General features: G+C 69.7%; 26 protein-coding genes. 5 read left to right on the top strand and 21 right to left on the bottom strand.

Annotated elements, in window-relative coordinates:
- Positions 1 to 23 precede the first annotated feature (23 nt).
- Positions 24 to 530, top strand: coding sequence for a DUF2231 domain-containing protein (locus tag FHS79_RS02380; protein WP_243453437.1), 507 nt, complete (start codon positions 24 to 26; stop codon positions 528 to 530).
- On the opposite strand, the gene FHS79_RS02385 is transcribed toward FHS79_RS02380, so the two are convergent.
- Positions 500 to 994: a CopD family protein gene (locus FHS79_RS02385; RefSeq protein ID WP_184194811.1), complete on the bottom strand. Its 495-nt coding sequence runs from the start codon at positions 992 to 994 to the stop codon at positions 500 to 502. The two genes, FHS79_RS02380 and FHS79_RS02385, sit on opposite strands and share 31 nt — an antisense overlap.
- Positions 994 to 1701: a cytochrome c oxidase assembly protein gene (locus FHS79_RS02390; protein WP_184194814.1), complete on the bottom strand. Its 708-nt coding sequence runs from the start codon at positions 1699 to 1701 to the stop codon at positions 994 to 996. The genes FHS79_RS02385 and FHS79_RS02390 overlap by 1 nt, the downstream gene beginning before the upstream one ends.
- Positions 1702 to 1783: 82 nt before the next feature.
- Between FHS79_RS02390 and fdhD the strand changes: the two genes are divergently transcribed.
- Genes fdhD through FHS79_RS02405 form a run of 3 tightly spaced genes read left to right on the top strand, consistent with a single transcriptional unit; the run spans position 1784 to position 4456 of the window.
- A complete protein-coding gene (gene fdhD / locus FHS79_RS02395; protein ID WP_184194816.1) occupies positions 1784 to 2650 on the top strand; it encodes a formate dehydrogenase accessory sulfurtransferase FdhD in 867 nt (288 codons plus the stop codon).
- A complete protein-coding gene (gene mobA / locus FHS79_RS02400; protein ID WP_184194819.1) occupies positions 2647 to 3177 on the top strand; it encodes a molybdenum cofactor guanylyltransferase in 531 nt (176 codons plus the stop codon). The genes fdhD and mobA overlap by 4 nt, the downstream gene beginning before the upstream one ends.
- Positions 3167 to 4456: a molybdopterin molybdotransferase MoeA gene (locus tag FHS79_RS02405; RefSeq protein ID WP_274603684.1), complete on the top strand. Its 1290-nt coding sequence runs from the start codon at positions 3167 to 3169 to the stop codon at positions 4454 to 4456. The genes mobA and FHS79_RS02405 overlap by 11 nt, the downstream gene beginning before the upstream one ends.
- Positions 4457 to 4469: 13 nt before the next feature.
- Here FHS79_RS02405 and FHS79_RS02410 read toward each other — a convergent pair whose 3' ends face one another.
- On the bottom strand, positions 4470 to 5243 hold the full coding sequence (locus tag FHS79_RS02410; RefSeq protein ID WP_184194825.1) for a hypothetical protein: 774 nt from the start codon (positions 5241 to 5243) through the stop codon (positions 4470 to 4472).
- A 146-nt stretch (positions 5244 to 5389) separates the two neighbouring features.
- Between FHS79_RS02410 and FHS79_RS02415 the strand changes: the two genes are divergently transcribed.
- Positions 5390 to 6454, top strand: coding sequence for a sigma-54 interaction domain-containing protein (locus FHS79_RS02415; RefSeq protein ID WP_279380410.1), 1065 nt, complete (start codon positions 5390 to 5392; stop codon positions 6452 to 6454).
- 9 nt (positions 6455 to 6463) lie between these two features.
- Here FHS79_RS02415 and fliD read toward each other — a convergent pair whose 3' ends face one another.
- The 18 genes from fliD to mnmA form a co-directional block, all read right to left on the bottom strand.
- On the bottom strand, positions 6464 to 7882 hold the full coding sequence (fliD, locus tag FHS79_RS02420; RefSeq protein ID WP_184194831.1) for a flagellar filament capping protein FliD: 1419 nt from the start codon (positions 7880 to 7882) through the stop codon (positions 6464 to 6466).
- Positions 7883 to 7887: 5 nt separating this feature from the next.
- A complete protein-coding gene (locus tag FHS79_RS02425; RefSeq protein WP_184194834.1) occupies positions 7888 to 9015 on the bottom strand; it encodes an EscU/YscU/HrcU family type III secretion system export apparatus switch protein in 1128 nt (375 codons plus the stop codon).
- Positions 9012 to 9698, bottom strand: coding sequence for a flagellar biosynthetic protein FliR (locus tag FHS79_RS02430; RefSeq protein WP_184194837.1), 687 nt, complete (start codon positions 9696 to 9698; stop codon positions 9012 to 9014). Before FHS79_RS02430 ends, FHS79_RS02425 begins: the two co-directional genes overlap by 4 nt.
- Positions 9699 to 9721: 23 nt before the next feature.
- Positions 9722 to 10024: a flagellar biosynthetic protein FliQ gene (locus FHS79_RS02435; protein WP_184194840.1), complete on the bottom strand. Its 303-nt coding sequence runs from the start codon at positions 10022 to 10024 to the stop codon at positions 9722 to 9724.
- A complete protein-coding gene (fliP, locus tag FHS79_RS02440) occupies positions 10024 to 10719 on the bottom strand; it encodes a flagellar type III secretion system pore protein FliP (protein WP_243452596.1) in 696 nt (231 codons plus the stop codon). The genes FHS79_RS02435 and fliP overlap by 1 nt, the downstream gene beginning before the upstream one ends.
- 2 nt (positions 10720 to 10721) lie before the next feature.
- Positions 10722 to 10946 (bottom strand): flagellar biosynthetic protein FliO, encoded by a 225-nt coding sequence (locus FHS79_RS02445; protein ID WP_184194847.1) that lies wholly within the window; start codon positions 10944 to 10946, stop codon positions 10722 to 10724.
- On the bottom strand, positions 10943 to 11239 hold the full coding sequence (locus FHS79_RS02450) for a FliM/FliN family flagellar motor switch protein (protein ID WP_184194850.1): 297 nt from the start codon (positions 11237 to 11239) through the stop codon (positions 10943 to 10945). The genes FHS79_RS02445 and FHS79_RS02450 overlap by 4 nt, the downstream gene beginning before the upstream one ends.
- The gene (locus FHS79_RS02455) at positions 11236 to 11964 is read right to left on the bottom strand and encodes a hypothetical protein (RefSeq protein WP_184194853.1); all 729 of its coding nucleotides are present in this window, start codon (positions 11962 to 11964) and stop codon (positions 11236 to 11238) included. The genes FHS79_RS02450 and FHS79_RS02455 overlap by 4 nt, the downstream gene beginning before the upstream one ends.
- Complete coding sequence (locus FHS79_RS02460) at positions 11961 to 12494, bottom strand: flagellar basal body-associated FliL family protein (protein ID WP_184194856.1); 534 nt, start codon at positions 12492 to 12494, stop codon at positions 11961 to 11963. Before FHS79_RS02460 ends, FHS79_RS02455 begins: the two co-directional genes overlap by 4 nt.
- Before the next feature lie 14 nt (positions 12495 to 12508).
- Positions 12509 to 13429: a flagellar hook-length control protein FliK gene (locus FHS79_RS02465; RefSeq protein ID WP_184194859.1), complete on the bottom strand. Its 921-nt coding sequence runs from the start codon at positions 13427 to 13429 to the stop codon at positions 12509 to 12511.
- Positions 13430 to 13899: 470 nt separating this feature from the next.
- Positions 13900 to 14262, bottom strand: a complete 363-nt coding sequence (locus tag FHS79_RS02470; protein ID WP_184194862.1) for a hypothetical protein — start codon at positions 14260 to 14262, stop codon at positions 13900 to 13902.
- A complete protein-coding gene (locus FHS79_RS02475) occupies positions 14259 to 15572 on the bottom strand; it encodes a FliI/YscN family ATPase (protein ID WP_184194865.1) in 1314 nt (437 codons plus the stop codon). Before FHS79_RS02475 ends, FHS79_RS02470 begins: the two co-directional genes overlap by 4 nt.
- Positions 15569 to 16144: a FliH/SctL family protein gene (locus tag FHS79_RS02480; RefSeq protein ID WP_184194867.1), complete on the bottom strand. Its 576-nt coding sequence runs from the start codon at positions 16142 to 16144 to the stop codon at positions 15569 to 15571. Before FHS79_RS02480 ends, FHS79_RS02475 begins: the two co-directional genes overlap by 4 nt.
- On the bottom strand, positions 16137 to 17174 hold the full coding sequence (locus tag FHS79_RS02485) for a FliG C-terminal domain-containing protein (RefSeq protein WP_184194870.1): 1038 nt from the start codon (positions 17172 to 17174) through the stop codon (positions 16137 to 16139). Before FHS79_RS02485 ends, FHS79_RS02480 begins: the two co-directional genes overlap by 8 nt.
- Entirely contained in the window at positions 17171 to 18880 is a 1710-nt protein-coding gene (fliF, locus tag FHS79_RS19095; RefSeq protein ID WP_184194873.1) for a flagellar basal-body MS-ring/collar protein FliF, read from the bottom strand. The genes FHS79_RS02485 and fliF overlap by 4 nt, the downstream gene beginning before the upstream one ends.
- A 15-nt stretch (positions 18881 to 18895) precedes the next feature.
- Entirely contained in the window at positions 18896 to 19225 is a 330-nt protein-coding gene (fliE, locus tag FHS79_RS02495) for a flagellar hook-basal body complex protein FliE (protein WP_184194876.1), read from the bottom strand.
- The gene (locus tag FHS79_RS02500; RefSeq protein WP_184194879.1) at positions 19226 to 20479 is read right to left on the bottom strand and encodes a sigma 54-interacting transcriptional regulator; all 1254 of its coding nucleotides are present in this window, start codon (positions 20477 to 20479) and stop codon (positions 19226 to 19228) included.
- Positions 20480 to 20624: 145 nt separating this feature from the next.
- Entirely contained in the window at positions 20625 to 21743 is a 1119-nt protein-coding gene (gene mnmA / locus FHS79_RS02505) for a tRNA 2-thiouridine(34) synthase MnmA (protein ID WP_184194882.1), read from the bottom strand.
- Positions 21744 to 21920: the final 177 nt, after the last annotated feature.

Here is a 21920-nt window from a genome sequence, read left to right on the forward strand (position 1 = left end):
CCAGATTAACAAAGGAGACCTCCGTGCCAGCCGAACTGCCTCCCGAGCTCGTCGATCCCATCCAGGCCCACCCCGAATTCAACGAGACCGGCTCCAAGATCGCCGTCGCCGGCCATCCGATCCACGCGATGCTCGTGGCATTTCCCGTCGCCCTCGCCTTTTGCACGTTCGGCGCCGATGGCTTCTACTGGTTGACCGGCGAGCTGTTCTGGGCGCGGGCTGCCCTGTGGGCGAGCGGCATGGCATTCCTGATCGGCGTCCTCGCCGGCATTTCCGGCACTGTCGAGCTGTTGATGGTGCCCGGCATTCGCCGCCGCGCCGCGAGCTGGTCGCACTTCATCTTCGCGATGATGCTGCTCTCCGTGCTCGGCGCAAACTGGGGTTATCGCCTCGATGGTTACGAGCAGGCGGTGCTGCCATGGGGCATATTGGTGTCGGCGCTCGCGGCCGGCGCCACGGCGCTCACCGGTTGGCACGGCGGCAAGCTGGTGTTCGACTATCAAATCGGCACCTCGTCGAAAGGCAGGTGAATGTCGCGCGGCGTCATCAGCCAGTCCGGCACCAGGTCGAGCGGGATGACCGGCTTGCCCAGCACAAGGACAAGGATGACCGCCATCAGCCCCAGCGCCGCCACGAAGCGCGGCACCGCGAGCTGCAACCGCGCCCGCTCGGGGTTTTCGCCAATGTCGATGATCGCATGCCCCGTTAGGCCATGCAGCCCGACCAGAAAACCGACCGCAACCAGCTTGGCAAACATCCAGGGAACGTAAACCTCGGCCAGGAAAATCAGCGCAGTGCCGGCAAACACCGCAATCACGGCGGCAGGGGTGATGACCCAGATATAGGTGGCCTGCAGCGTGAGCCGCAGCCGCGTGTATTTCTCCTGCGATTGCCCCTGATGATCCGCCGCAAGCATCAACGGCAGCGCGAGCATCCCCGCACACCAGATCACCAGCGTGGTGATGTGCAATGTCTTCACTGCCAGCAACAGCATCAGGACGCTGCTGTCCGCCAGCTCCGCCGTGCCAGCACGCCGCCGACAACGGCATAGGGCAACATGCCCGGCACCCACATCAACAACCCGGCCAGTTGCTGATCAGCCAGCGGGCCAAGGCCCCAGGGCAGTGTCGATGCAAGATGCGGCGGATAAAGCGGCGTCGGCGCAAAGGCCAGCAACGCCCCGAGCAATCCCATTTGCGCTGCGGCACCCACCACCGACAGCACGCCCTGCGCCGGCTGGCCGGACAGCAAAGTCGCACGCCAGAACAGGAACGCCGTCACTACCAGGCTCGCCTGCATCGCCCAATAGATCGCCGTATTCTCGAGCGCCGCCGTGTAAAGCACCGGCACATGCCATGCCCAGAACACCATGGTCGCAACGACAAAACTGCCCCCCGCCGACGCAGTGGCGCGTGCCGCAAATGTCAGCGCCAGCAATGGCGCGGCGACGGCCACAAGCAGCAGATGGTGCAAAACCCGCGCTGAAAACAATGCAGTTGTAAGCGCGCACAGGGGCGAAAGGAACAGGATCGCAAAAACGCCAACCGCCATAACCAGGCTGCGTTGACGATCCGGATGGTCACGCTGCGCCCGGAATCCAGCACCCAGCAGCAGCAACAACCCACCAATCACAAAAGGATCGAAATTCCATTGCGACACCCAATCCATCGGGGTCGGCGGCGGGCCGCAATAGGCATTCATCAACGGCTCCCCTGGCGGCTCGACTGATTTCGAACAGGGAATGAACGATATTCGCCGCCAAGCGTTCCCCAAGGATATTGTCATGCAACGGGAAGGGGACGACGTGGCGATCGACGAAGACATCGCACCCCCACTGCCGACCGCCTCCGACCATGATGTCACGGCGGACGTGGCTTTCGAGCGCATCGATGCCACAGGCGAAAGCCGACCGATCATCCGCACCCTCGCCCATGAAACGCCGATCGCGATCGAGGTGAACGGCTTCGGCTATGCCGTCCTCATGGCCACCCCGGCCGATCTGCACGACCTGGCCTGCGGCTTCGTCCTCTCCGAACGCCTCATCGACGGCATCGACGACATTCTCGACATCGACACCCACGCCACCCCCGACGGCATCCTTGCCCGGCTCACCCTCGCCCCCCGCGTCGCCGACCGCGCCCTCGACCGCGTGCGCCACCGTGTCTCGGACTCCTCCTGCGGCCTGTGCGGCATCGAGAACCTCGAACAGGCACTGCGGCCCTTGCCCAAGATCGTCACGAAATCGCGGGCCGGCAACGCCGAAGTCTTCCTTGCCCTTGCAGCCCTGTCCGATCACCAGCCGCTCAATCGCATCACCGGCGCTGTCCATGCCGCCGCCGCCTGTGCCGCCGATGGTGCGATCAGGCTGGCCCGCGAGGATGTCGGCCGCCACAATGCCTTCGACAAGCTGATCGGCGCCATTCTGCGTTCCGGCATGGCGTGGGACGGCGGGTTCGCGCTGCTGTCGTCCCGCTGCTCGTTCGAGCTTGTCGAAAAGGCGGTGCTCGCCGGCTGCCCGATGCTGGCCACCATCTCGGCCCCCACGCACCTCGCCGTGCAGCGCGCCGCTGCCGCCGGCCTCGCCCTGCGCGTCCTCGCCCGCGCCGATGCGCTGCTCGCCACCGATCAGCATGAGGAGTCCAGCCCTTGACCCGCATCCTCGGCGCCATCCTCGCCGGCGGCCAGTCGCGCCGCTTCGGCACCGACAAGGCCGTCGCCTGCCTCGATGGGCGTCCCCTCATCGAGCATGTCGTCGCTGCCCTGCGGCGCCAATGCGATGCCATCGTCATCGTCGGCCGCCCCTTTCCCGGGCTCGAAGCGCTCGCTGATCGTCCGCATCCCGGCCTTGGCCCGCTGGGAGGGCTTGCCGCTGCGCTGCACGCCGGCCAGGCCCGCGGTTTCGAAATGGTTCTCACCGCCCCCTGCGACACCCCGAGGTTGCCGCGCGACCTCGTCGACATCCTCTCGCCATCGCCCGCCTATCTGGCGGATACGCAGGTCATCGGCCTCTGGCCCTGTGCAGCGGCGGCGCTGCTCGATGCGCACATTGCGTCGAATCCACGCCGGTCGATGCTGGGATGGGCGGTCAGCATCGGTGCCGCACCGCGCCGGCTGGCGCTGCCGATCGTCAACATCAACACGCCCGAAGACCTGCAGGGGCTCGCCGATGCGCCTTGAGAGAACGACATGTGAGAGAACGACATGTGAGACAGCGCCCCGTGAGGCTGTTAACCGTGAGACGGCACCGCGGCTGACCGTCACGCAGGCGCTCGCCTTGATCCGCGCCACGGTGAAGACACTCGGCAGCGAGATCGTCCCGGTCGCATCGGCAGCCGGCCGCGTGACTGCATCGCCCGTGCATGCCGGTGCAGACACGCCCCGCTTCCCGGCCTCGGCCATGGATGGCTATGCCGTCGCCAGCCACGATCTCGCCGTGGCAACGCTCGCGGCGCCGGTCCTGCTCCCGCTCGGCCCCATGGTCCCCGCCGGCACCACGCCGCCGCCTCTTGCCCGCGGCACCGCCGTGCCGATCGCGACCGGCGCGCCCGTCCCGCCGGGGGCCGATGCCGTGGTCATGCGCGAGACCGCCACTCTGTATGGAGACAGGGTCGCCATCTGCCGGCCGGCAGCCCCCGGCCACAATGTCCGCGCCATCGGGGAGGATTGCAGCACGGGCAGCCTCGTCCTCGCGGCCGGCGTCCGCATTCCCCCCGATGCCGTCGGCGTACTGACGGCCTTCGGCATCCGCCATGTCGGCGTCCGCCGGCAACCATGCCTGGCACTGCTGGCAACCGGCAGCGAACTCGGCCCCGGCGACGAGCGCGCCTCCGGAGCAGAGCTTGTCGACAGCAACAGCCCGATGATCGCTGCCTGTGCCGCCGCAGCGGGACTTGCCTGCACCCTTGTGGGCCGCGTCGCCGACAGCCCGGCCGCCCTCGACGCCGCACTCGCCACCGCGCTGGCGCCAGGCAGCGGCGACATCATCCTGTCGACCGGCGGCGTTTCGGTGGGCCGCTTCGATCTGGTGCGGGACCGTCTCGAAGCACTGGGTGCGTCGGTTTTGTTCCACGGCATAGCCATGCGGCCCGGCAAGCCCCTGCTGTTTGCCTTGCTGCCCGATGGCCGCCCCTATTTCGGCCTGCCGGGCACGCCGCTGGCCGCACTGGTGGCATTTCGGTTCTTCGTGGCGGCCGCCCTCCGGCAGATGCTCGGCCTGCCCCCGGAAACCGGGATCGCCGTGCACGAACACCCCGCCGGCCGCCCGGGCATCACGCTGTTCCTGCGCGGCCGGCGCGGCCGGGACAGCGGCAAAGGGCTGGTCGTCGATACCGACCTCGATCAACGCTCGCACATCCTGCACTCGCTGCTCGACGCCGATTGCTGGCTCCGCATCGACGACAGCGACGCCGCCGCACCTGTCGCCCGCTGCTATCCCCGGGAGCTTCTGCTCGGTTGAAGCGGGACGAGTCTCACACCGGCGAGAACTGCTCGGCGAAGCGCCCCAGCCACGCCATCATCGCACCATGCGCCGTGTCCGAAAGGTCGATCCAGGTGCGCCGCGCATCGGCAACATCGGTCACCCGCGCGAAGATGCCCGCTTCGGCGAGGCTCCTGATCCAGCGCAGCGCCGTCGTCGTCGGCACGCTGGCAGCGATGCACAGGCTGGAGACCGATACCCGCCGGCCCTCCAGCCGCGCCGCCACCAGATCGAGCAGCATGTCCCATGCCGGATCGGCAAAGATCTCGGCAGGAAAATACCTGTCACGGTCCCGGCGCAACCTGATGAGCTTGCGCACCAGCGTGCTGTCGACGCGCGCCGGTTGGCCCGGCGACCGCGCCTCGGCGGCGAGCCGCGCCAGCGCCTCGGCAATCCGCGCAGCTTCGAGCGACAGGGCGGAAATGATTGCCGGGTCATCGGCGCGCTCGCGCCAGCCCGCCGTCGGCCGCGCCGCAGCGCGCGCAAGGATCATTGCCACCACATCGGCAGGGTCATCGGCAAACACATGATGAGCCGTCGAGTCGACCAGTGCCGCGGGCGTTTCCGCATCAATGGCGACCACCAGCGGCACCCCCTTCGCCGCCAGCGCCGTGATCGACCCCTCCCGCCATGCCAGCACGCAATCGATGCCCAGGGCATCCGCCCGCCACGGCACCTCCGCCCAGCGCGCGTCGGCCGTGAGGCGATCGGGATAATCAGTTGCAATGCGCAGCGCCGGCAAAGTGTCAATCTGGTTGTATCTCATGATAATGCTGTCGCCACCCCATTCATTTCGGAAAAGTAATTGTTCAAAAACTATTGAAGATAGTTTTATCAAAGGCAAGTGGCTGAAGAGGGACACAAGTTATTAGTATTCTGTTAACTTGTAGCAACGCTCGAGTGGGATAGCCCATGCAACGACACGCCCTCAGAGCAAGTCGGCATCTCGCAACATTGATTGGCGTCAGCCCGCCAATGGTCGCCATTCGCAATGAAATCGACAAGGTTGCCGACAGTCCAGCATCGGTGCTGATCACCGGCCCTTCCGGATCGGGCAAGGATGTTGCGGCACAATTGCTCCACCAGAAGAGCCGACGCGCCGGCGCGCCCTATATCGCCCTCAACTGTGCAGCCGTCGCCGCGGATTTGCTCGAGAGCGAGATGTTCGGGCATGAGGCCGGCGCCTTCACCGGCGCCACTCGCGCGCGCACCGGCCGTTTCGAAGCGGCGCACACCGGCACGCTATTTCTCGATGAAGTGGGAGACATGCCGCTGGCGATGCAGGCCAAGCTGTTGCGCGCGCTGGAAACGCGTGTCGTCGAGCGGGTCGGCGGGATGATCCCCATCACCGTCGAGGTCCGGCTGATCTCGGCGACGAGCGTCGATCTGCTTGCAGCCATCGATCGCGGGCTGTTCCGCTCCGATCTTCTCTATCGTCTCGATGTCATCCGCATCGAAATGCCCCCGCTCGCAGACCGCCCGCAGGACATTCCGCTGCTCGTCGAGCATTTCTGCCTCACCGCGGGCGCCCCGCCGATCCGCTTCGAAAAAGCTGCCATGGCGTTGCTCATGGACCATCCCTGGGCCGGCAACGTCCGCGAGCTCAAGAACTTCGTCGAGCGCACCCGCGCCCACCACCCCGGCGAGGTGATCACGCGTGATGCGCTACCGCGGCTGCTGCGCCCCACTGGCGCCAGTGTCGTTGGCGGCAGTGTCGTCGGCGGGAGCGCAACGCGCGTCACCGAGACCATGAACGACGTGCTCGGCGGCACGCTGCCGCCGATGACGCTCCCGCAGCTCGATCCCGGCCATGGCGTCGACCTGCGGCAGCTCATCGCCGATCTCGAACAGGCCTATATCCGCGCCGCCCTCTCCGCCTGTGGCGGCACCATCGCCGGCAGTGCGCGGCTGCTCGGGCTGCAGCGTACCACCCTCATCGAGAAGATGCGGCGCCTGCACATCACCCCGTCCGCCTGAGCGGCAGGATCACTGGCCGCGCGAATACCAGCTGTCCACCAGCTGCGTCAGCTGCGTGCCCACCGCCTTGGAGGAGGCCACGAGCACATCCATTGCCGCAAACTGCCGAACCAGCTGCGTTCGATACGCCTCCAGCCGCGTTTCGGCGCGCGCCAGCGCCTCGTCCACGCTGCGGCGCTGCCGGTCCAGCCCCTCGGTCGCGGGCGTCGCCAACCCGCCAATCGCCTGCAAGGCCACCAGTCCCTGCCCCCTGCCATTGCCGGAGAGCGCAGCAAGCAACGTCTCGGCCTGTGCTTCCTGCTCGGGCGTGATCTGCGCAAAGCGCGCGGCATCGAAGCGCACCGCGCCCTCGCGCGTCACCTCCACCCCCAGGTCGCGCAGCCGCAGCCCACCGGCGGCAGCCACCGGCGCACTCACCAGTGCCGCCAACGCCTGGTCCATCGATCGTGCCGTCGAATCGGCCGCCAGCGGCCCGGCGGGCTCGCCATTGGCGGCGCCTCGGCGAAAATCACCGATCAGCCCGCGCATCGCGCCCAGCGTGTCGGCAAAGTCGGCCAGCGTGCTCGCAAGGGCGGCGCGGTCACGGTTTGCGCCGAGCGCCAGTCCTTCCGGCCCGGTGGTGCGCTGCAACCGCAGCCGCACGCCATCCGCCAGCCCGTCGACCACATTGGTATCGCGGCTCACGGTGACCCCGTCATAGATCATCACCGCATCGGCCGCCGCAGCCGAAAAGCCGAGCGCACGGTTGCCGCTGGTATAGGCAAAGCCGGAAAGCCCCGGCGCATCCACGTCCTCGGCCGCACTCACCACAAAGCCGCGCGCCGCCCCTTCCTTGCCGCGCAAGACAAGGCTGAAGCCATTGCCGGCATTGACGATCGACGCCGTCACTGCGCCACCCGACGCGGCGTTGATGGCATCGCGCATCCCCGCCAGCGTGTTGTTCCCAGGCCCGATGACCACCGAGAAATCCGCCTCGGCACCACCGGCAGCAAAGCTGAAGTCCCCCCCGCCCAGATCGGTGCGGCGGCCGAACACGAAGTTCAGGCTGCCCTGCCCCACCGGCGTGTCGAGCGTGGCCACAGGTGCTGCCACCAGTCGCTGCCCGGCGGCGAGCTGCTCCACCACCAGCGACGCCTCGAACGCCGCCTGCGGCCCCAGCCCGGACCGCTCGACCGCCACCGCCGTGTCGCTCGCGCGCGGCTGCAGCCCGAAAGCGCCGCTGCGCACTCGCTCCTGCAGCGATCCGGCGATGGCGCCCAGTGCATCGCGGAGCTGCCCAAGCGCATCGACGCGGCTGTTCAACACCGCACGGCGGTCATTGAGCGGTGTCGTCTGCGCCGTGCGCTGCGCTGCCACCAGCTCGTCGATCACCTGGCGGCTGTTGATGCCGGCCCCTGCGCCGAGCTGGCTGATGATGTCGGTGGCCATGGTCCCTACAACGGCAGCGGCGCGCCCGGCTTGCGCCGCGCGCCGGTCTCGTCGAAATCGAACTCCGGCGGCACCTCGACGGCGGGCACATCATCGCGTGCGGCTTCATCCACCCGCATCACGAACGCCAGCACCGTCGCCACCGCCACATAAAGCTCCTCGCGCACCCCCTGCCCCACCCTTGCCGTGAAGAACAGCGCGCGCGCCAGCCGCGGCGAGCGCACCACCGGCCGCCCAAGCTGCTGCGCCACGGCGATGATCGCCCGCGCCACCTCCTCGCGGCCCTTCTCCAGCACCACCGGCTCGGCATCTTCCCCCGGCCGGTAGCGAAGGGCGACAGCAAAATGTGCCGGGTTGACCAGCACCACCGAAGCCTCGGCCAGCGTTGTCTGCAGCCGACGCCGTGCAGCCGCATATTGCGCCCGGCGGATCGCGGCCTTGAGCTCGGGCGCGCCATTGTCCTGCCGGCTCTCGCGCTTGACCTCGTCGAGGCTCATCATCAGCTTGCGCTCGCGGCTCCACCAGCCGAGTGCGGCATCGACCATCGCCACCACCAGCATCGCGCACGCACCCGCCCCAAGCAGCCGCACCACCGCCGAGCCCACCGCGGACACCCCCCCGACACCCTCCCCGGCCTCCGCAAGCTGCCCCACCAGCGGCAGCAGGACCACCGCCCCGGTACCGCCGATCACCGCCAGCTTGAGCAGCGCCGTGCCGGCCCCGGTCAACCCCTGCGCCGAGAAGATGCGCTGCAACCCCTTCACCGGGCTCAGCCGGCTGAACTTCGGCGCCGCAAGCCCCAGCGACACATGCCGCGCCGCCGCCTGCGCCAGCCCGCCGGTGGCCAGCATCACCCCCACCGCCAGCACCACCGGCCCTTGCCAGGGCACATGGCTCGTGCCGAAGCTCACCATGTCGTCGGCCGACACCGCAGCCCCCGCCCCCGCCAGCATCTCGGCGAGAAACCCCGCCATCCCCCACCACAGTCGCTCGCCCGCCACTGTCACCAGAAGGGCCGCCACCAGCACCGCCGCCGCCGGCCCGATCTCGCGCGGCTGCCAGACATTGCCCTCCTTCAGCGCATCCGCCCGCCGCTTGGGGGTTGCAGCCTGCGTCTTCTCGCCCTCGCTCATCGTACCAGAACCGCAGCAGTTTCCAGCGTCACCCGCGCCCGGTCCACCAGCCCTTCGAGCAGTAGCGGCAGCGCCCATACGAGCAGCATCAGCAGCAGCGGCGGCCCGACTGCGAGCGCGCCCAGTTGCGGAGCCGCGCGCACCGCCAGCGCCACCAGAAGATTGCCGACCAGCAAAAGCCCCACGATCGGCAACGCCATGCGCAAGGCACCCCCGAACATCACCCCGCCATAGGCCGAAAGCTGCCCCAAAGTGACCGCTTCCATTCCCGAAATGCCCCCCGACATCAGCTCCAGCAGCCGCAGATGCCCGTCGGTGGAAGCCCAGGCGAGCGCCATCACCGCCCCATAGAATTGCCCCAGCACCGACACATTGCCCGCCGCCGTGGCAAAGCTGGCAAAGCCCAGCCCGATGATGCTCGCCGCCACCTCGCCCGCCATGCTGGCCGCCGCAAAAGCCACCGCCAGTGCCAGCCCGGCGAGCACGCCGGCCAGCACCTCACCTGCCAGGCTGTCCGGCGCCAGCGCTTCCGCGTGTGGTCCGAAGCTGCGGAACACCGCCATCGCCCCCACCACCGCCAGCCGCGCCGACCAGGGCAGCGCTGCCCCGGCCAGCGGTGGCAGCAGCGCCATCATCACCATCGGCCGCACACCCGCCAGCGTGAACGCCAGCAGCGCGCCCATCGGATCAAAGGCCGGCAGAGGGATCAGCGGATTGCCCCCACCATATCGATAAGCCCTGATTCCAGGAGGTTGGCCAGACCGTGCATGACTCGCTCGCCCGCCAGCAGCAGCATCGCCACCAGTGTCATCAGCTTGGGCAGGAACGAGAGGCTCTGTTCCGAGATGGACAAGATGGTCTGCACCAGCCCGACCACCACCGCCACGATCAGCACCGGCACGAGAAAAATGAGCGCGCCAGTGGCGAACATCTGCACCGCATCGCGCGTCAGCGCGGCCATCATCCGGTCATCGGGCATGTCGGCGGCGAGTTGCACGAGCAGCCGCATCACCCGCCTCCAAAGCTCTTGGCGAGCGCGCCCAGCACCAGCGACCACCCATCGACCATAACGAACAGCGCCAGCTTTACCGGCAAACTTACGGTGGCGGGCGAGACCATCATCATCCCCATCGACATCAGGATCGAGGAGATGATGAGGTCGATCACCAGGAACGGCAGGTAGATGACAAAGCCGATCTGCAACGCCGTCTTCAATTCGCTCGCCACGAACGCCGGCAGCACCACCGGCAACGGCACATCGTCGGGCGAGGCGAACGGCCCGGCCCGGGCAATCTCGGCGAACTTGCGCAGGTCCGCCTCGCGCGTCTGCCCGAGCATGAAACCCTTCAGTTCATCGCCGGCGCGTCCCAGCGCCAGTTCGGCCGGAATTTGCCCGTCCATCAAGGGCTTGTAGGCGCCATCATGGATCCGCTCGAGGCCGGGCCGCATGATGAACACCGTCATCAGCAGCGCGATTCCCACCAGCAGCTGGTTCGGCGGGCTCTGCCCCAGCCCCAGCGCCTGCCGCAAGATGGCAAGCACGATGACGATGCGCGTGAAGCAGGTCATCATCAGCAGTGCAGCCGGCAGCAGCGTGAGCGCCGACATCACCAGCAGGATCTGGATAGCCCCGCTCAGGCTCGGCACCGCAGAGGGCAGCCCGCCGGGCAGCGACGGCACGGCCTGCACCATCAAGGCCGCCATGCTCATGTGATGGGCTCAACCGCCGCCGATGCAAGATCGGCCTCGGCAAGCCGCACCAGCGCGCCGCGTCCCTGCCCCAGCAACAGCCGCCGCCCGCCGAATTCGACGACCAGCAGCCGCGACCCCGGACCCAGCGGCAGCAGCTGAACGACACGGGCATGCCGGCGCGCATCGGCGGCTTTCACCATGCCGGTCAGCCGCGCCCGCCAGACCGCAAGGGCCATCATCCCGCCACCCCGGCCACGATCTCGGTAAGCTTCACGCCGAAGCGATCGCCGATCGTCACGATCTCGCCCCGCGCGATCAGCCGGTCGTTGATGAGCACATCGACCGGCGCATCGACCCGCCGATCGAGCGTGTGCACCGCCCCCGGCTGCAGCGCCAGCACATCGCGCAGCGGCAGCCGCACCGCCCCCACTTCGACCGAAAGCCGCACCGAAATGCCCCCGAAAGCGCCCAGTGCCAGGCCGGCGACCTGCTCTTCATCGGGGTGCAAACCCCCTGGATTCATTGCATTCATATTCTTTCTCCCATACGTTCGACATCGATGTTAAGCAGAGTGGCGACCTGCCTGCCGTCGGGCAGCGGCTCGAGGGTCGCGGTGCCGATGCCATGGTCCCCCAGCCGCAGCCGCATCTCGCGCACCGGCTGGATGGCGAGCACCTGGCCGGCATGCAGCGGCAGCAGTGCGTGCAAGCTCATGTCTGCCGATGCGAGTTCGACCGTGATCCGCATCGGCATCGCTGCGAGCTGCGCTGCGAGGGCGGGGCTTGCCGGCAGGCATGGAGGCTTCTCGCGCGCCGGCGCCTTCATCACGATCACATCCTCCACCGCCCCGCGCCCCGATCCCACAGTCACCAGCACCGCGAGCTGATCGAGGTCGTCGGGCCACTCCGGCACGGCAGCGGCTGCAGCGGCGAGCAGCTGGTCGCGGAAGCGGGCCCAGGTGGCGCCAACCATGCCGCTGCTGATCTGGGCTGACTCCATGCTGCCGCCAAGCCGCAGCGAGAGCCAAAGCGCCGCCAACCGCTGTCCGCCGCCCTCCTGCGCCGCTTCGACTTCGTCGAAATTGGCTGGCAACACCGACACCGGTCGGCGGAGCAGTCGCTCGATGGCGGCACCCACCGCGAGCACCAGCGGCGCAGTGTCCGCCATGCTGGTGCTGCCAACTGCCTGTGGTGGCAGGAAGTTTTCAGGCCACAGCATCTCGGCTGCGGCTTCCGAACGGATCCGCAGCTCGCTCACTGGATGACCAGCGAGGTGAAGAACACTTCGTCGACAGCACCTGCAACGCCGCGGCCGCGGAGCACGGCATTGATGGCTTCGCGCACCTTGACCCGCATCGCGTCCTTGGCCGCCCGGTCGGCCACATCGGCCTCGGTCGCTTCGCCGAGAACGCCCAGGACGGCTGAGATGATTGCGGGCTTGTGCCGGGTGACAGCGGCGACCACAGCCGGGCCGGCAGTGGTGCCGACCGAAAGCCGCACCTGCAAATAGCGGCCGGTGTCGACGAGGTTCGATGTGAAAGGCGTGTCGATCTCGACATATTCGATCGGCAGAACCAACGATGCGGTGGATGGTGCGTGGCCCGATTCAGCTGCCTTACCAGGCAGATAGCTGCTGCCGAACTTGAGCACTCCGACGGTGGCCCCGAGGCCTGCGGCCCCGGCGGCAAGGATGAAAGCCAGGCCCAGTCCGAGCGTTTTCAGCATGCCGCCCTTGCGCGCCTTGGGGGGCTTGCCGGGGGTTTCGTCCTTGGGTTTTGCGTCGGCCATGCGAATCTCCGGGGTCAGGCAAAGCGGTCGGGTGTGGGACCGCGGCGCGCGTCGTGCAGCGTGATGTCATCTACGGCCGAGCGCCATGCGGCTGCAGCAGGGGGGGGTGGCTCGCGGCGGCTTCGGCCGTCCGGGGTGTTGCCATGCTGGCCTGACATGTCCTGAAGGCGTGGCCGACCCGTGTCTTCTCCGTTGTTTGGGGCCGTTTCCTGAGACGGCGTGAGAGATACGAGCAAGGTGTCGAGGCGCAGTCCCTGGGCTTGCAGGGCTTCTGCAAGGGCAGTCCGGCCGGCTTCCAGCGGAGGGGCGGCGCTGGGTTGGACCTGCATCCTGACGCTCACGGTACCCTCCCCGCCGCTTTCGACCGCCAGGCGGATGGAGCCGAGGCGTTCGGTTTCGACTGTTGCGCTCGGGGGCGCTTCGGCGATGACGGGGCGTGCTGGTGGCGGCAGGATTTCGGCCGGCGCTGCGCGTGGCGCGGGGGCTGGCATGGGGTCGGGTGGCAGCGGCGTGGGGGTGTCGACCTGCTGTGCGGGCTGGATGGTTTCCGTTGCAATGGCAATTGCTTGCGGAGGTTTCTTTTCAGGTTCGGAAGGATGGGGCGGCAGGATTGTCGGCGCTTCGAAGCGAGGCTGTGGGGGGTTTTGCGCGGACGGGATTTCGGACGCGAACAGGGGCGACTGGGTGGCGGGGAGCGGCTGGTCGCGGGGGGCTGGGACGGCCTGGGGAACGACCGGCATTGCGGGCTTGTCCTGCCGGATTGTGGCTGGTTGCTGTTGTTGCGGGATTGGCTGGTCGAGGGGCACGAACGGCATGGCGAGGGTCGGCGCGGGCGGCTCGGCGGGGTCGTCGAGGGGTGTCCGGGGGGCTGGCGCGGGCGCTTTAGCGGGCGCTTTCGGGGATGCGAAAGGCAGCACGATCTCGGCTTCGGGCAACGGACGTGATCGTTGCGGACGGGTGGCTGGCGGCGGACTGAGGGGGTCCGCTGACGGTGCTTCGGGGTCGGCTTCAGGGGTCGTGGAAGGGGTGTCGAGGGGCACCCGGAGGGTGGTTTCGGGTGCTGTCGGGACAGGTGTGTCGGCGTCGCGCGGGGTCGGCTGCAAAACCGGCGCCGGCCCGCTGCCAGAATGGATGTCGGCGCGGGTGAGCATTGGTGCAGGTTCGCGTGGCTGGGGGATATCTGGCGGGACAATCGGGAGTTGGGCGGCGGGCGCCTGGACGGGTGCGGGTATGGCCGCCAGCAGTGCCATGGCGAACGGCGATGCGGCGGGCGGAGCCTGGGGTGCCGGGGGCAGCATCGGACTGGCAGGCGGAAGCATCGCCGGCGGACCGGCAGGCGGAAGGATGGCCGGCGGACTGGCGGGGGGTTGCGCGAGGCCGGGCAGCAGCAGCGCTGTCAGTGCTGTCATCGCTCGGCGCCTCCGGTTTCGGCTTCGCGCTCAGCGCGGCGCTCGACGGCGGCATCGAGGGCGGCGCGGGCGCGGCCAAGGGCTTCGCCGAGCCGGGCGCGCTCCTCGGTCGAGCCGCCGAGGCGGCGGCTGACATCTTCGGCGAGGCGGGCCAGCATGGCGTCGCTCGCCACCCGCGCCTTGAGCTCGGCGGCACCGATCGGGCCGGGCCGGGTACCGCCCTCCACGAGCAGGGTGCGGACGCGGGCGAGCAGGCCGGCTTCGCTGAGCTGGCGGGCCTGCACCCGGCCGAGCGCCGCCATGGCGGACCGGGTGCGCACACGGCGGACGCGGACGATGCGATCGAGCGGCGCGCTCATGCTGCCACCAGCGTGCACAGGGCTGCGAGGCTTTCGTCCCAGCCGGCAGCCTGGTCGCGCGGCTGGCAGCGATAGGCTTCGAGGCCGGGGGCGAGGAGCAGCGCGGCATCGAGCTCGGGGTCGGCGCCGGGGGCATAGGCGCCCATCAGCACGAGATCGCGATTGTCCTCGATCAGCGCGTTGAGCCGGCGGAAGCGCGCCGCAGCAGCGACATGGCCGGCGTCGGTGACATCGTGCATCACCCGGCTCGCCGAGGCGGAAAGGTCGATGGCGGGGAAGCTGCCGCGGCCGGCGAGCTTGCGGCTGAGCACGATGTGCCCGTCCATGACGCCGCGTGCCGCATCGACGACCGGGTCGCCGCTGTCGTCGCCCTCCTGCAGCACGGTCATGATCGCGGTGATGGCGCCGCCGGCGCGGGCACCGCCGGCGCGTTCGGCGAGTGAGGCGATGAGCGCCATGGCGGACGGCGGATAGCCGCGGCCACCGGCATTCTCGCCGCGCGTGAGGGCGACTTCGCGGGCGCCATGGACGACGCGGCTGAGGCTGTCGAGGATCAGCAGCACATGGGCACCCTGGTCCCGGAAGTGCTCGGCGATGGCCAGCGCACGCTCGGCACCGCGGACGCGGAGCAGCGGCGCGTCGCCGGCGGGCACCGCCAGCGTGACGGTGCGGGCGCGCGCCGGGCCGGCAAGCTCGGTCTCGATGAAATCGGTGATCTCGCGGCCGCGCTCGCCGATGAGCGCCACCACCACCACATCGGCGTGCGCCCAGCGCGCGATCTGGCCGAGCAGCACCGATTTGCCCACGCCCGTGCCGGCCATGATGCCGACCCGCTGGCCGCGCCCCAGCGTGAGCAGGCCATCGAGGGCGCGGACGCCGGTGGCGAGCGGCAGCTGCACGCGGGCGCGCGCCGCCGGCGCCAGCGCCTGGCCGGCGAGCGGGCGCACGGCATCGGTGAGCACAGGCCCCAGCCCGTCGAGCGGACGACCGAGGCCATCGATCACGCGGCCGAGCAGGGCCTCGCCGACCGCCACATCGGCGGCGCGCCCCGAGCCCCAGACCGGCGCACCCGGCGGAATGGCGGCGAGCGGGGAGAGGCCCATGAGCAGTGCCCGGCCATCGCGGAAGCCGATGATTTCGGCGTCCTGCCGGGCCTCGCCGACCTGCGCCTGGCCGCCGACCACGGCTTCGAGGCCGACCGCCTCCAAGGTGGTGCCATCGAAGGCCATCACGCGGCCGGCGCGGCGCACCGGCAGCAAGGGCGGGCGCGCGGCGGCGATGAGTGCCTGCAGGGCGGCGGTGGCGGTCATGCGAGGGTCGCCATTGCTTCGTCGAGGCGGGCGGCGAGGCTCGCGTTGACGAGGAAGGTCGGGCCTTCGAGGCTGAAGCTTTCCGGGCGCATTGCCGGATCGGGTTGCACGGCGAGGCCGGCGAGATGGCCCTCGAGGGCAGCGAGCGTATCGGGGTGGGCGCGGAGCACCGGGGCGGCGTCGGGGACGAGTTCGGCCAGGGCTGCTTCGACGAGCGGCAGCAGCACGGTGGCTCCGGTGGCGAGCTCGGCGGCGAGAACGCGCTCGGCGATCGCGCGGACGAGGGCTGCGAGCGGCGTGCGGAGTGCTGCGGGATCGATGCTGCACGCGGCGATGAGCACTTCGGCGGCGGCTTCGAGGGCGGTGCGGTGCGGCAGCAGTGCGGCAGCGGCGGCAGCCTCGCCCTCGGCGAAGCCTTTGGCATGGGCTTCGGCGCGCACGTCCTCGATCGACACCTGCGGCTCCGGATCGGCCTCGGGTTCGGCTTGCGGCGGCTCGGCGCAGACAATTGGCTGTAGCGCGCAGAGCAGGCCGGCGAGGCCGGTGCTGCGCATGAGGCTGACTTCAGACATAGCCGGTGGCTCCCGGCATCATCACCGTACCCGCCTCGCCGAGCCGGCGAACGAGCGCGCAGACCTCGGCCTGGGCAGCGGCGACATCGGCCTTTTTGGTGGGACCGGTTTCGGCAAGCTGGTCCCGCAACTGGTCGGCGGCACGGCTCGACATGGCGGCGAAGACGAGTTCGCGTAGGCTGGGGGTGGCGCCCTTGAGCGCCACGGTGAGCACCGCCTGGTCGAGCTCGCGCAGCACGAGCTGCAGCTCGCGCGGGGCCAGCTTCGACAGGTCGTTGAAGCCGAAGCTGCTCTCGGCAATTGCGCCGGCAAGATCGGCATCGACGGCGGCAAGGGCTGCGATCAGGGCGGCCTGGTTGGCGGAGAGGTTGACGAGGGCGGCGGTGAAATCCTTGCCCGCCAGCCGCACAGCACCCTCGCTGCGGGTGCGCTCGGCGAGCTTGGCATCGAGATCGGCTTCCAGCGCAGCCACTTCGGCGGGGGCGACGGGACCCAGTGTGGCGAGGCGCAGCACGGCATCGGTCTGCAGGGTCGCGGGCAGCGCATCGAGGACGGCGGCGGCGCGTGCCGTCTCCAGATGCGCCAGCACCACGGCGACAACCTGGGGGTGCTCATCGGCGATGAGGCCGGCGACGGCGGCTGAATCGAGCCAGTCGAGCCCGGCCAGCCGCTTGACGGCGGCGGGTGGACCGATTGCCTCGATGACGCGCTCGGCGCGGGGGCTGCCGAGCGCCAGCCCGATGCGGGCGCGTGCCTCGCGGCCCTGGGCATCGAGCGCCTCGACGGTGCGGGTGCGCGCCAGAAACTCGTCGAGAACCGCATCGACGGTCGCAGGGGCGATCTCGGCGACGGTGAGCATCGCCTCGCCGACCGAGCGGACCTCGGCGGCGCTGAGGCGGCGGAGCAGCTCGGCAGCCTGCGCTTCTTCGAGGAGCAGCAGCAAGATGGCGCATTTCTGCGCGCCGGTGAGCACGGCGGCGGGGGGTGGTGCTGTACCATCGGCGAGCATCTGGGCGAGGGCAGCACTCATGATGTCGCCTCGGCTTCGGGTTCGGCCCCGTCATCGGCGAGCATCATCCGCGCCACAGCCGTGGCGCGGTCGGTGTCGCCATCGACCAGCTCGCGGGTGGCGCCGAGCTTGCCCTGGTAATCGAGCAGCGGCGGCAGCCCGGCGGCGGCGAGGGCGGCGGTGCGCTTTTCGTTGGGGGTTTGGGAGTCTGCGGCGTCGGCCCCCGCTGGGGGGGCGGCTGCGAGATCGCCGCCATCGACGCGGTCGGGCTGGGAGGGACCGATGGCGGCGGCAAGGGCGGCAGCGGCGCGGGCCTTGCGAATCCTGCGGAGCCGCCATGCGAACCAGCCTGCGGCACCCAGCGCCAGCACGCCGGCCAGCGCCATCAGCACCAGCGGCCAATTGTCCTTGACCGCGGGCGACTGGAACCAGGTGGTATCCGGCTCCTCGGGCGGGGGGGCGAAGCGGCGCAGCACGACCTCGATGCGGTCGCCGCGCCGGGCATCCTCGCCGATGGCGCCGGCGATGATGCGGCGCAGGCTTTCGAGCTCGCCGGCGGGGACCTTGCCATCACGCGCGATGGCATCGCGGTCGATGACCACCGCCACCGACAGGCGGCGGAGCGCGGGGGCGCCGCCGCGCGAGACGCGGACATCCTTGCCGATCTCCCAGGCGCGGTTGGTGGTCTCGTTGGTGATCTGCTGCGGCGAGGTCCCGGCGGCGGCGGTGTCGGCAGGCGGCGTGCCCGCGACCTGGGCAGCGGCGGGTGCTGTATTGCTGAGCGCACCGGGGATGCCGCGCGCCGGCGGCGGTGCGGCTTCGAGGCTGCGGCTCGCCTGCTCGGAGCGCAGCACCGAACCTTCGCGTTCGAAGCGCTCGGAGGCGGACTGGTTCTCGCTGAAATCGACGTCGGCGGTGACTTCGGCGGTGAAGCGGCCCTGGCCGAGCAAGGGGGTCAGCAGCTTGGCGAGGCGCTCGCGGACCTGGGCTTCGAGGCGGGCCTGATAGCCGAGCTGGGCCGCCTCCCCGGCGGCGACGCCGGCCGAGAGGAGTGCGCCGGACTGGTCGACGACGCTGACGCGTTCCGGGGCGAGGCCGGCGACACTCGAGCTGATGAGCCAGACGATGGCGCGGACCTGCGCCTCCCCGAGCACGCGGCCGGGGGCGAGAGTGACGAAGACCGAGGCCGAGGCGGGGACCCGGTCGCGGACGAAGACGCTGGGCTCGGGAAGGGCGACATGGACGGTGGCGCGCTTGACTCCGTCGATGGCTTCGATCGAGGCGGCGAGCTCGCCGGCGAGTGCGGACTTGAGGCGGGCGGCCTCGACAGCGCGGCTCATGCCAAGCGGCATGTCCCCCACCGGATCGAGCGCGCGGGCGGACTTGGGAAGGCCTTGGCCGGCAAGGAGAATCCGCGCGGCGGCGACATCGGCATCGGGGACTTCGACGCCGCCGGTGGCGGGGTTGATACGCGCCGTGTAGTTGCCGCCTTGCAGCGCTTCGAGGACTGCGGATTTGTCCCCATCCGAAAGCTCCGCATAGAGCGGGCGCCAGGCAGGCTCGCGCAGCATCGACCAGCCGGCAAGCGCCAGCAGCAGGGCGGCGGCGGCGATGATGGCGGGGCGGATCGCGGCGATGGCGGGATTTTCCCACGCGTCGCGGAGCTGCTGCGGCAGCAGCGCCTTGGCGCCGCCGGCGGATACGTCGATGATCGCCGTTTCAGCCATGCCGGATTACCGCAATCATAGCGGCATGCTCATCACGTCCTTGTAGGCGCCGAGCAGGCGGTTGCGCGCTTGCAGCGTGGCTTCGAAGGCAAGGCTGGCCTTTTGGCGGGCGATCATCACCGCGGCGAGATCCTGTGTCTCGCCGCGCTCGAAGGCAGCAGATCGGGCGCCGGCATCGTCCTGCACCTGGCTCACCGCCTTGAGGGCATCGCTCATCGCCGATTCGAAGGGGACGGCGGGTTTCGGGGCATCTGCCGTGCGTGACAGCGCGCCCAGCTGCTCGGACTGGGCGAGGATGCGCGCCCTGAGCGCCATCACCGACGAGGCATCGACCGGCGGCAACATCTACTGGAGCCGCATCTCGCGGGGGAAGCCTGGGCTGCGCGACGCGATGCCGGCCATCTTGTAGCGCAGCGTGCGCTCGCTGATGCCGAGGCGGGCGGCGGCGGCGCGCCGGGTGGGGGCTTCGGCGAGAGCGCAGGCGATGCTGCGCTCCTCCTGGGCGCGGACGGCCCCGGTCAGCGCAGGGTTGTGAGGGGGGTGCTGGAGGGGTCGTGGAAGGGCATTGCGGGGCTGGAAGGGGGTGTCGAAGGTCAGGTCGTGAGTGTCGATCGTGGTGCCGTCTCCCATCACCAGCGCCCGGTCGAGGACGTTGCCAAGCTCGCGGACGTTGCCGGGCCAGGGGTGGGCGATGAGCGCGGCGACGGTGGATGGGGTGAGCCAGCCGATGGGGACGGTGGCGGTGCCGTGGCACGCCTCGCGGGCGCGGCGGAGCAGCAGGGCGGCGGCGATGGCGGGCAGATCCTCGATGCGCTCGGCGAGCGGCAGGGTGCGCAGCGGAAAGACGGCGAGGCGATAGTAGAGATCGGCGCGGAAGCGGCCGCAAGCGACGTCGGCGGCAAGATCGCGGTTGCCGGCGGCGATGAGGCGGACATCGACCTTGACGGGCCGGGTGGCGCCGACGGGCATGACCTCGCGCTCCTGCAGGGCGCGGAGCAGCTTGGCCTGCAGCGGCAGCGGCAGCTCGGCGACTTCATCGAGGAAGAGCGTGCCGCCATCGGCCTCGCGGAACAGGCCGCGGCCGGCGGCGACGGCGCCGGTAAAGGCGCCGCGCTCATGGCCGAACAATGTTGCTTCCAACATGGCCTCCGGGAGCGCGGCGCAGTTTACCGCGACCAGGGATGCATCGCGGCGAGGGGAAAGCTGGTGGATGAGGCGGGCAAGCCCTTCCTTGCCGGTGCCGGTGGCGCCCTCGATGAGCACCGACACATCGCGCGGCGCGACGCGGGCGGCGAGGGCGAGGAGCGCGCGGCTGGCGGGCGCGGTGGCGGCCGGGGTGGTTTCGGGAGCCAGGAAGGCGGCGATCAGCGCCAGCGCATGTCCCTCGTCGCCGGGGGCGAGGTGGAGCGCCAGTCCGTGCGGGCCGAGGGTGGCGGCGGAACGGCGGGCAGGAAGGCGGGGAGCGGCCCCGATGTAAACATGCGGGCAGGACGGTCGTTCTCCAGTCCAGACGACGGGAATGGTGAATGGCGGCAGGGTTGCCAGCAGCGCCGGCAGTGCTGGCCAGAAGACGGGGGGCGGAGGGGGCGCGTTGATCATGGCCGGCGCTGTGCAAGGGGTGTGCCAAGCGGGGCGGCCAAGGCGGCGGGGGTGCGCGTGTCAAGGATTTGACGGCGGTGGCTGTCGGATTATTGACGCCTGTCAAATGGTTGACGCGTAATTCTACTGCATTCTCATAGTGTTGCTAATTCGTTAACGGGGCGCGCGTTCGCGCGATGACGCCGCCGCCGAGCACGCGGCTGCCGGCGTAGAGAACGGCGGCCTGGCCGGGTGCGACGCCTTGCTGGGGGGTGTCGAAAACCAGCGTGGTGTCTTCGACATGCGCCGGGGCAAGGGCGGCGAGCGAGCGGACCTTGGCTTCGACCTGGCCGGCCCAGGCGCCGAGCCGGTTGCAATCTTCGAGGACGGCGGCGCCGACCGCGAGGGCTGTGCGAGGGCCGACGATCACCCGGGCGGCTTCGGCGTCGATAGCCGTGACATAGAGCGGCTCGGTGGCGCCGCCGAGCTCGAGCCCGCGGCGTTGACCGACGGTGAACTTGTGGATGCCGGCATGGCGCCCGAGCACCCTTCCGGCGGCGTCGACGATCTCGCCGCCGGCGGCAAGCTCGGGGTGGAGCCGCTCGACGATGGCGGCATAGTCCCCGCCGCCGACGAAGCAGATATCCTGGCTGTCGGGCTTGTTGGCGACGACCAGCCCCAGCGTGTCCGCGAGGCTGCGGACTCGGCGCTTTTCAAGTCCGCCGAGCGGGAAGCGCAGATAATCGAGCTGGGCCTGTGTGGTGGCCCACAGAAAATAGCTCTGGTCCTTGGCGGGATCGCGCCCGCGGTGGAGCTCGGGGCCGTCGGCACCTTCGATGCGGCGGACATAATGGCCGGTGAGCAGCGCCTCGGCGCCGAGGCTGCGGGCAAGATCGAGCAGATCGTGGAACTTGACGGTCTTGTTGCACTCGACGCACGGCACCGGGGTGCGGCCGGCGGCATAGCTGTCGGCGAAGTGCTGGATGACGCTGTCCTGGAAGCGGGCTTCCATGTCGATGACATAGTGCGCGAAGCCCATGCGGTCGGCGACGGCGCGGGCATCGCGGATGTCGGCACCGGCACAACAGGCACCCGGCCGGCTCGGCGTGGCGCCGCCGCCATAGAGCTGCAGGGTGACGCCGACCACTTCGGCGCCGGCGGCATGGGCCAAGGCGGCGACGACCGAGGAATCGACGCCGCCCGACATCGCCACCGCGACGCGGCGGCCGGCGAGGCCATCGAGGCCTTCGACGCCGGCCGTATCGAGTGTGTCGAGCGCTATCATGCTGGGGGGCGCATCGGTCCGGCTCGCGTCCGCGTCAACCCCTCCAGCGTAGATGCAGGCGGCAAATTTAAACAAGTGTTGGCCTTAAGGGATGCTTTCTCGCCGTTTACCAAGGCCGATGCTTAGCTCTGGCGACAAATGGCCGTCATCGCTTTCAGGAACCGGATGCAACCAAAG

The organism is Polymorphobacter multimanifer (assembly GCF_014205635.1).
Lineage (GTDB): Bacteria > Pseudomonadota > Alphaproteobacteria > Sphingomonadales > Sphingomonadaceae > Sandarakinorhabdus > Sandarakinorhabdus multimanifer.

Coding starts and splice junctions, on each gene's coding strand:
- fliF (WP_184194873.1), bottom strand. CDS start 18,880: ATGGCTGAAACGGCGATCATCGACGTATCCGCCGGCGGCGCCAAGGCG.
- FHS79_RS02435 (WP_184194840.1), bottom strand. CDS start 10,024: ATGCGGCTGCTCGTGCAACTCGCCGCCGACATGCCCGATGACCGGATG.
- fliD (WP_184194831.1), bottom strand. CDS start 7,882: ATGGCCACCGACATCATCAGCCAGCTCGGCGCAGGGGCCGGCATCAAC.
- mnmA (WP_184194882.1), bottom strand. CDS start 21,743: ATGATAGCGCTCGACACACTCGATACGGCCGGCGTCGAAGGCCTCGAT.
- FHS79_RS02425 (WP_184194834.1), bottom strand. CDS start 9,015: ATGAGCGAGGGCGAGAAGACGCAGGCTGCAACCCCCAAGCGGCGGGCG.
- fdhD (WP_184194816.1), top strand. CDS start 1,784: ATGCAACGGGAAGGGGACGACGTGGCGATCGACGAAGACATCGCACCC.
- FHS79_RS02405 (WP_274603684.1), top strand. CDS start 3,167: ATGCGCCTTGAGAGAACGACATGTGAGAGAACGACATGTGAGACAGCG.
- FHS79_RS02415 (WP_279380410.1), top strand. CDS start 5,390: ATGCAACGACACGCCCTCAGAGCAAGTCGGCATCTCGCAACATTGATT.
- FHS79_RS02445 (WP_184194847.1), bottom strand. CDS start 10,946: ATGATGGCCCTTGCGGTCTGGCGGGCGCGGCTGACCGGCATGGTGAAA.
- FHS79_RS02385 (WP_184194811.1), bottom strand. CDS start 994: ATGCTGTTGCTGGCAGTGAAGACATTGCACATCACCACGCTGGTGATC.
- FHS79_RS02500 (WP_184194879.1), bottom strand. CDS start 20,479: ATGATCAACGCGCCCCCTCCGCCCCCCGTCTTCTGGCCAGCACTGCCG.
- FHS79_RS02475 (WP_184194865.1), bottom strand. CDS start 15,572: ATGACCGCCACCGCCGCCCTGCAGGCACTCATCGCCGCCGCGCGCCCG.
- fliP (WP_243452596.1), bottom strand. CDS start 10,719: ATGGCGGCCTTGATGGTGCAGGCCGTGCCGTCGCTGCCCGGCGGGCTG.
- FHS79_RS02480 (WP_184194867.1), bottom strand. CDS start 16,144: ATGTCTGAAGTCAGCCTCATGCGCAGCACCGGCCTCGCCGGCCTGCTC.
- FHS79_RS02430 (WP_184194837.1), bottom strand. CDS start 9,698: ATGGGCGCGCTGCTGGCGTTCACGCTGGCGGGTGTGCGGCCGATGGTG.
- fliE (WP_184194876.1), bottom strand. CDS start 19,225: ATGTTGCCGCCGGTCGATGCCTCGTCGGTGATGGCGCTCAGGGCGCGC.
- FHS79_RS02390 (WP_184194814.1), bottom strand. CDS start 1,701: ATGAATGCCTATTGCGGCCCGCCGCCGACCCCGATGGATTGGGTGTCG.
- FHS79_RS02410 (WP_184194825.1), bottom strand. CDS start 5,243: ATGAGATACAACCAGATTGACACTTTGCCGGCGCTGCGCATTGCAACT.
- FHS79_RS02470 (WP_184194862.1), bottom strand. CDS start 14,262: ATGAGCGCGCCGCTCGATCGCATCGTCCGCGTCCGCCGTGTGCGCACC.
- FHS79_RS02485 (WP_184194870.1), bottom strand. CDS start 17,174: ATGAGTGCTGCCCTCGCCCAGATGCTCGCCGATGGTACAGCACCACCC.
- FHS79_RS02450 (WP_184194850.1), bottom strand. CDS start 11,239: ATGAATGCAATGAATCCAGGGGGTTTGCACCCCGATGAAGAGCAGGTC.
- FHS79_RS02460 (WP_184194856.1), bottom strand. CDS start 12,494: ATGGCCGACGCAAAACCCAAGGACGAAACCCCCGGCAAGCCCCCCAAG.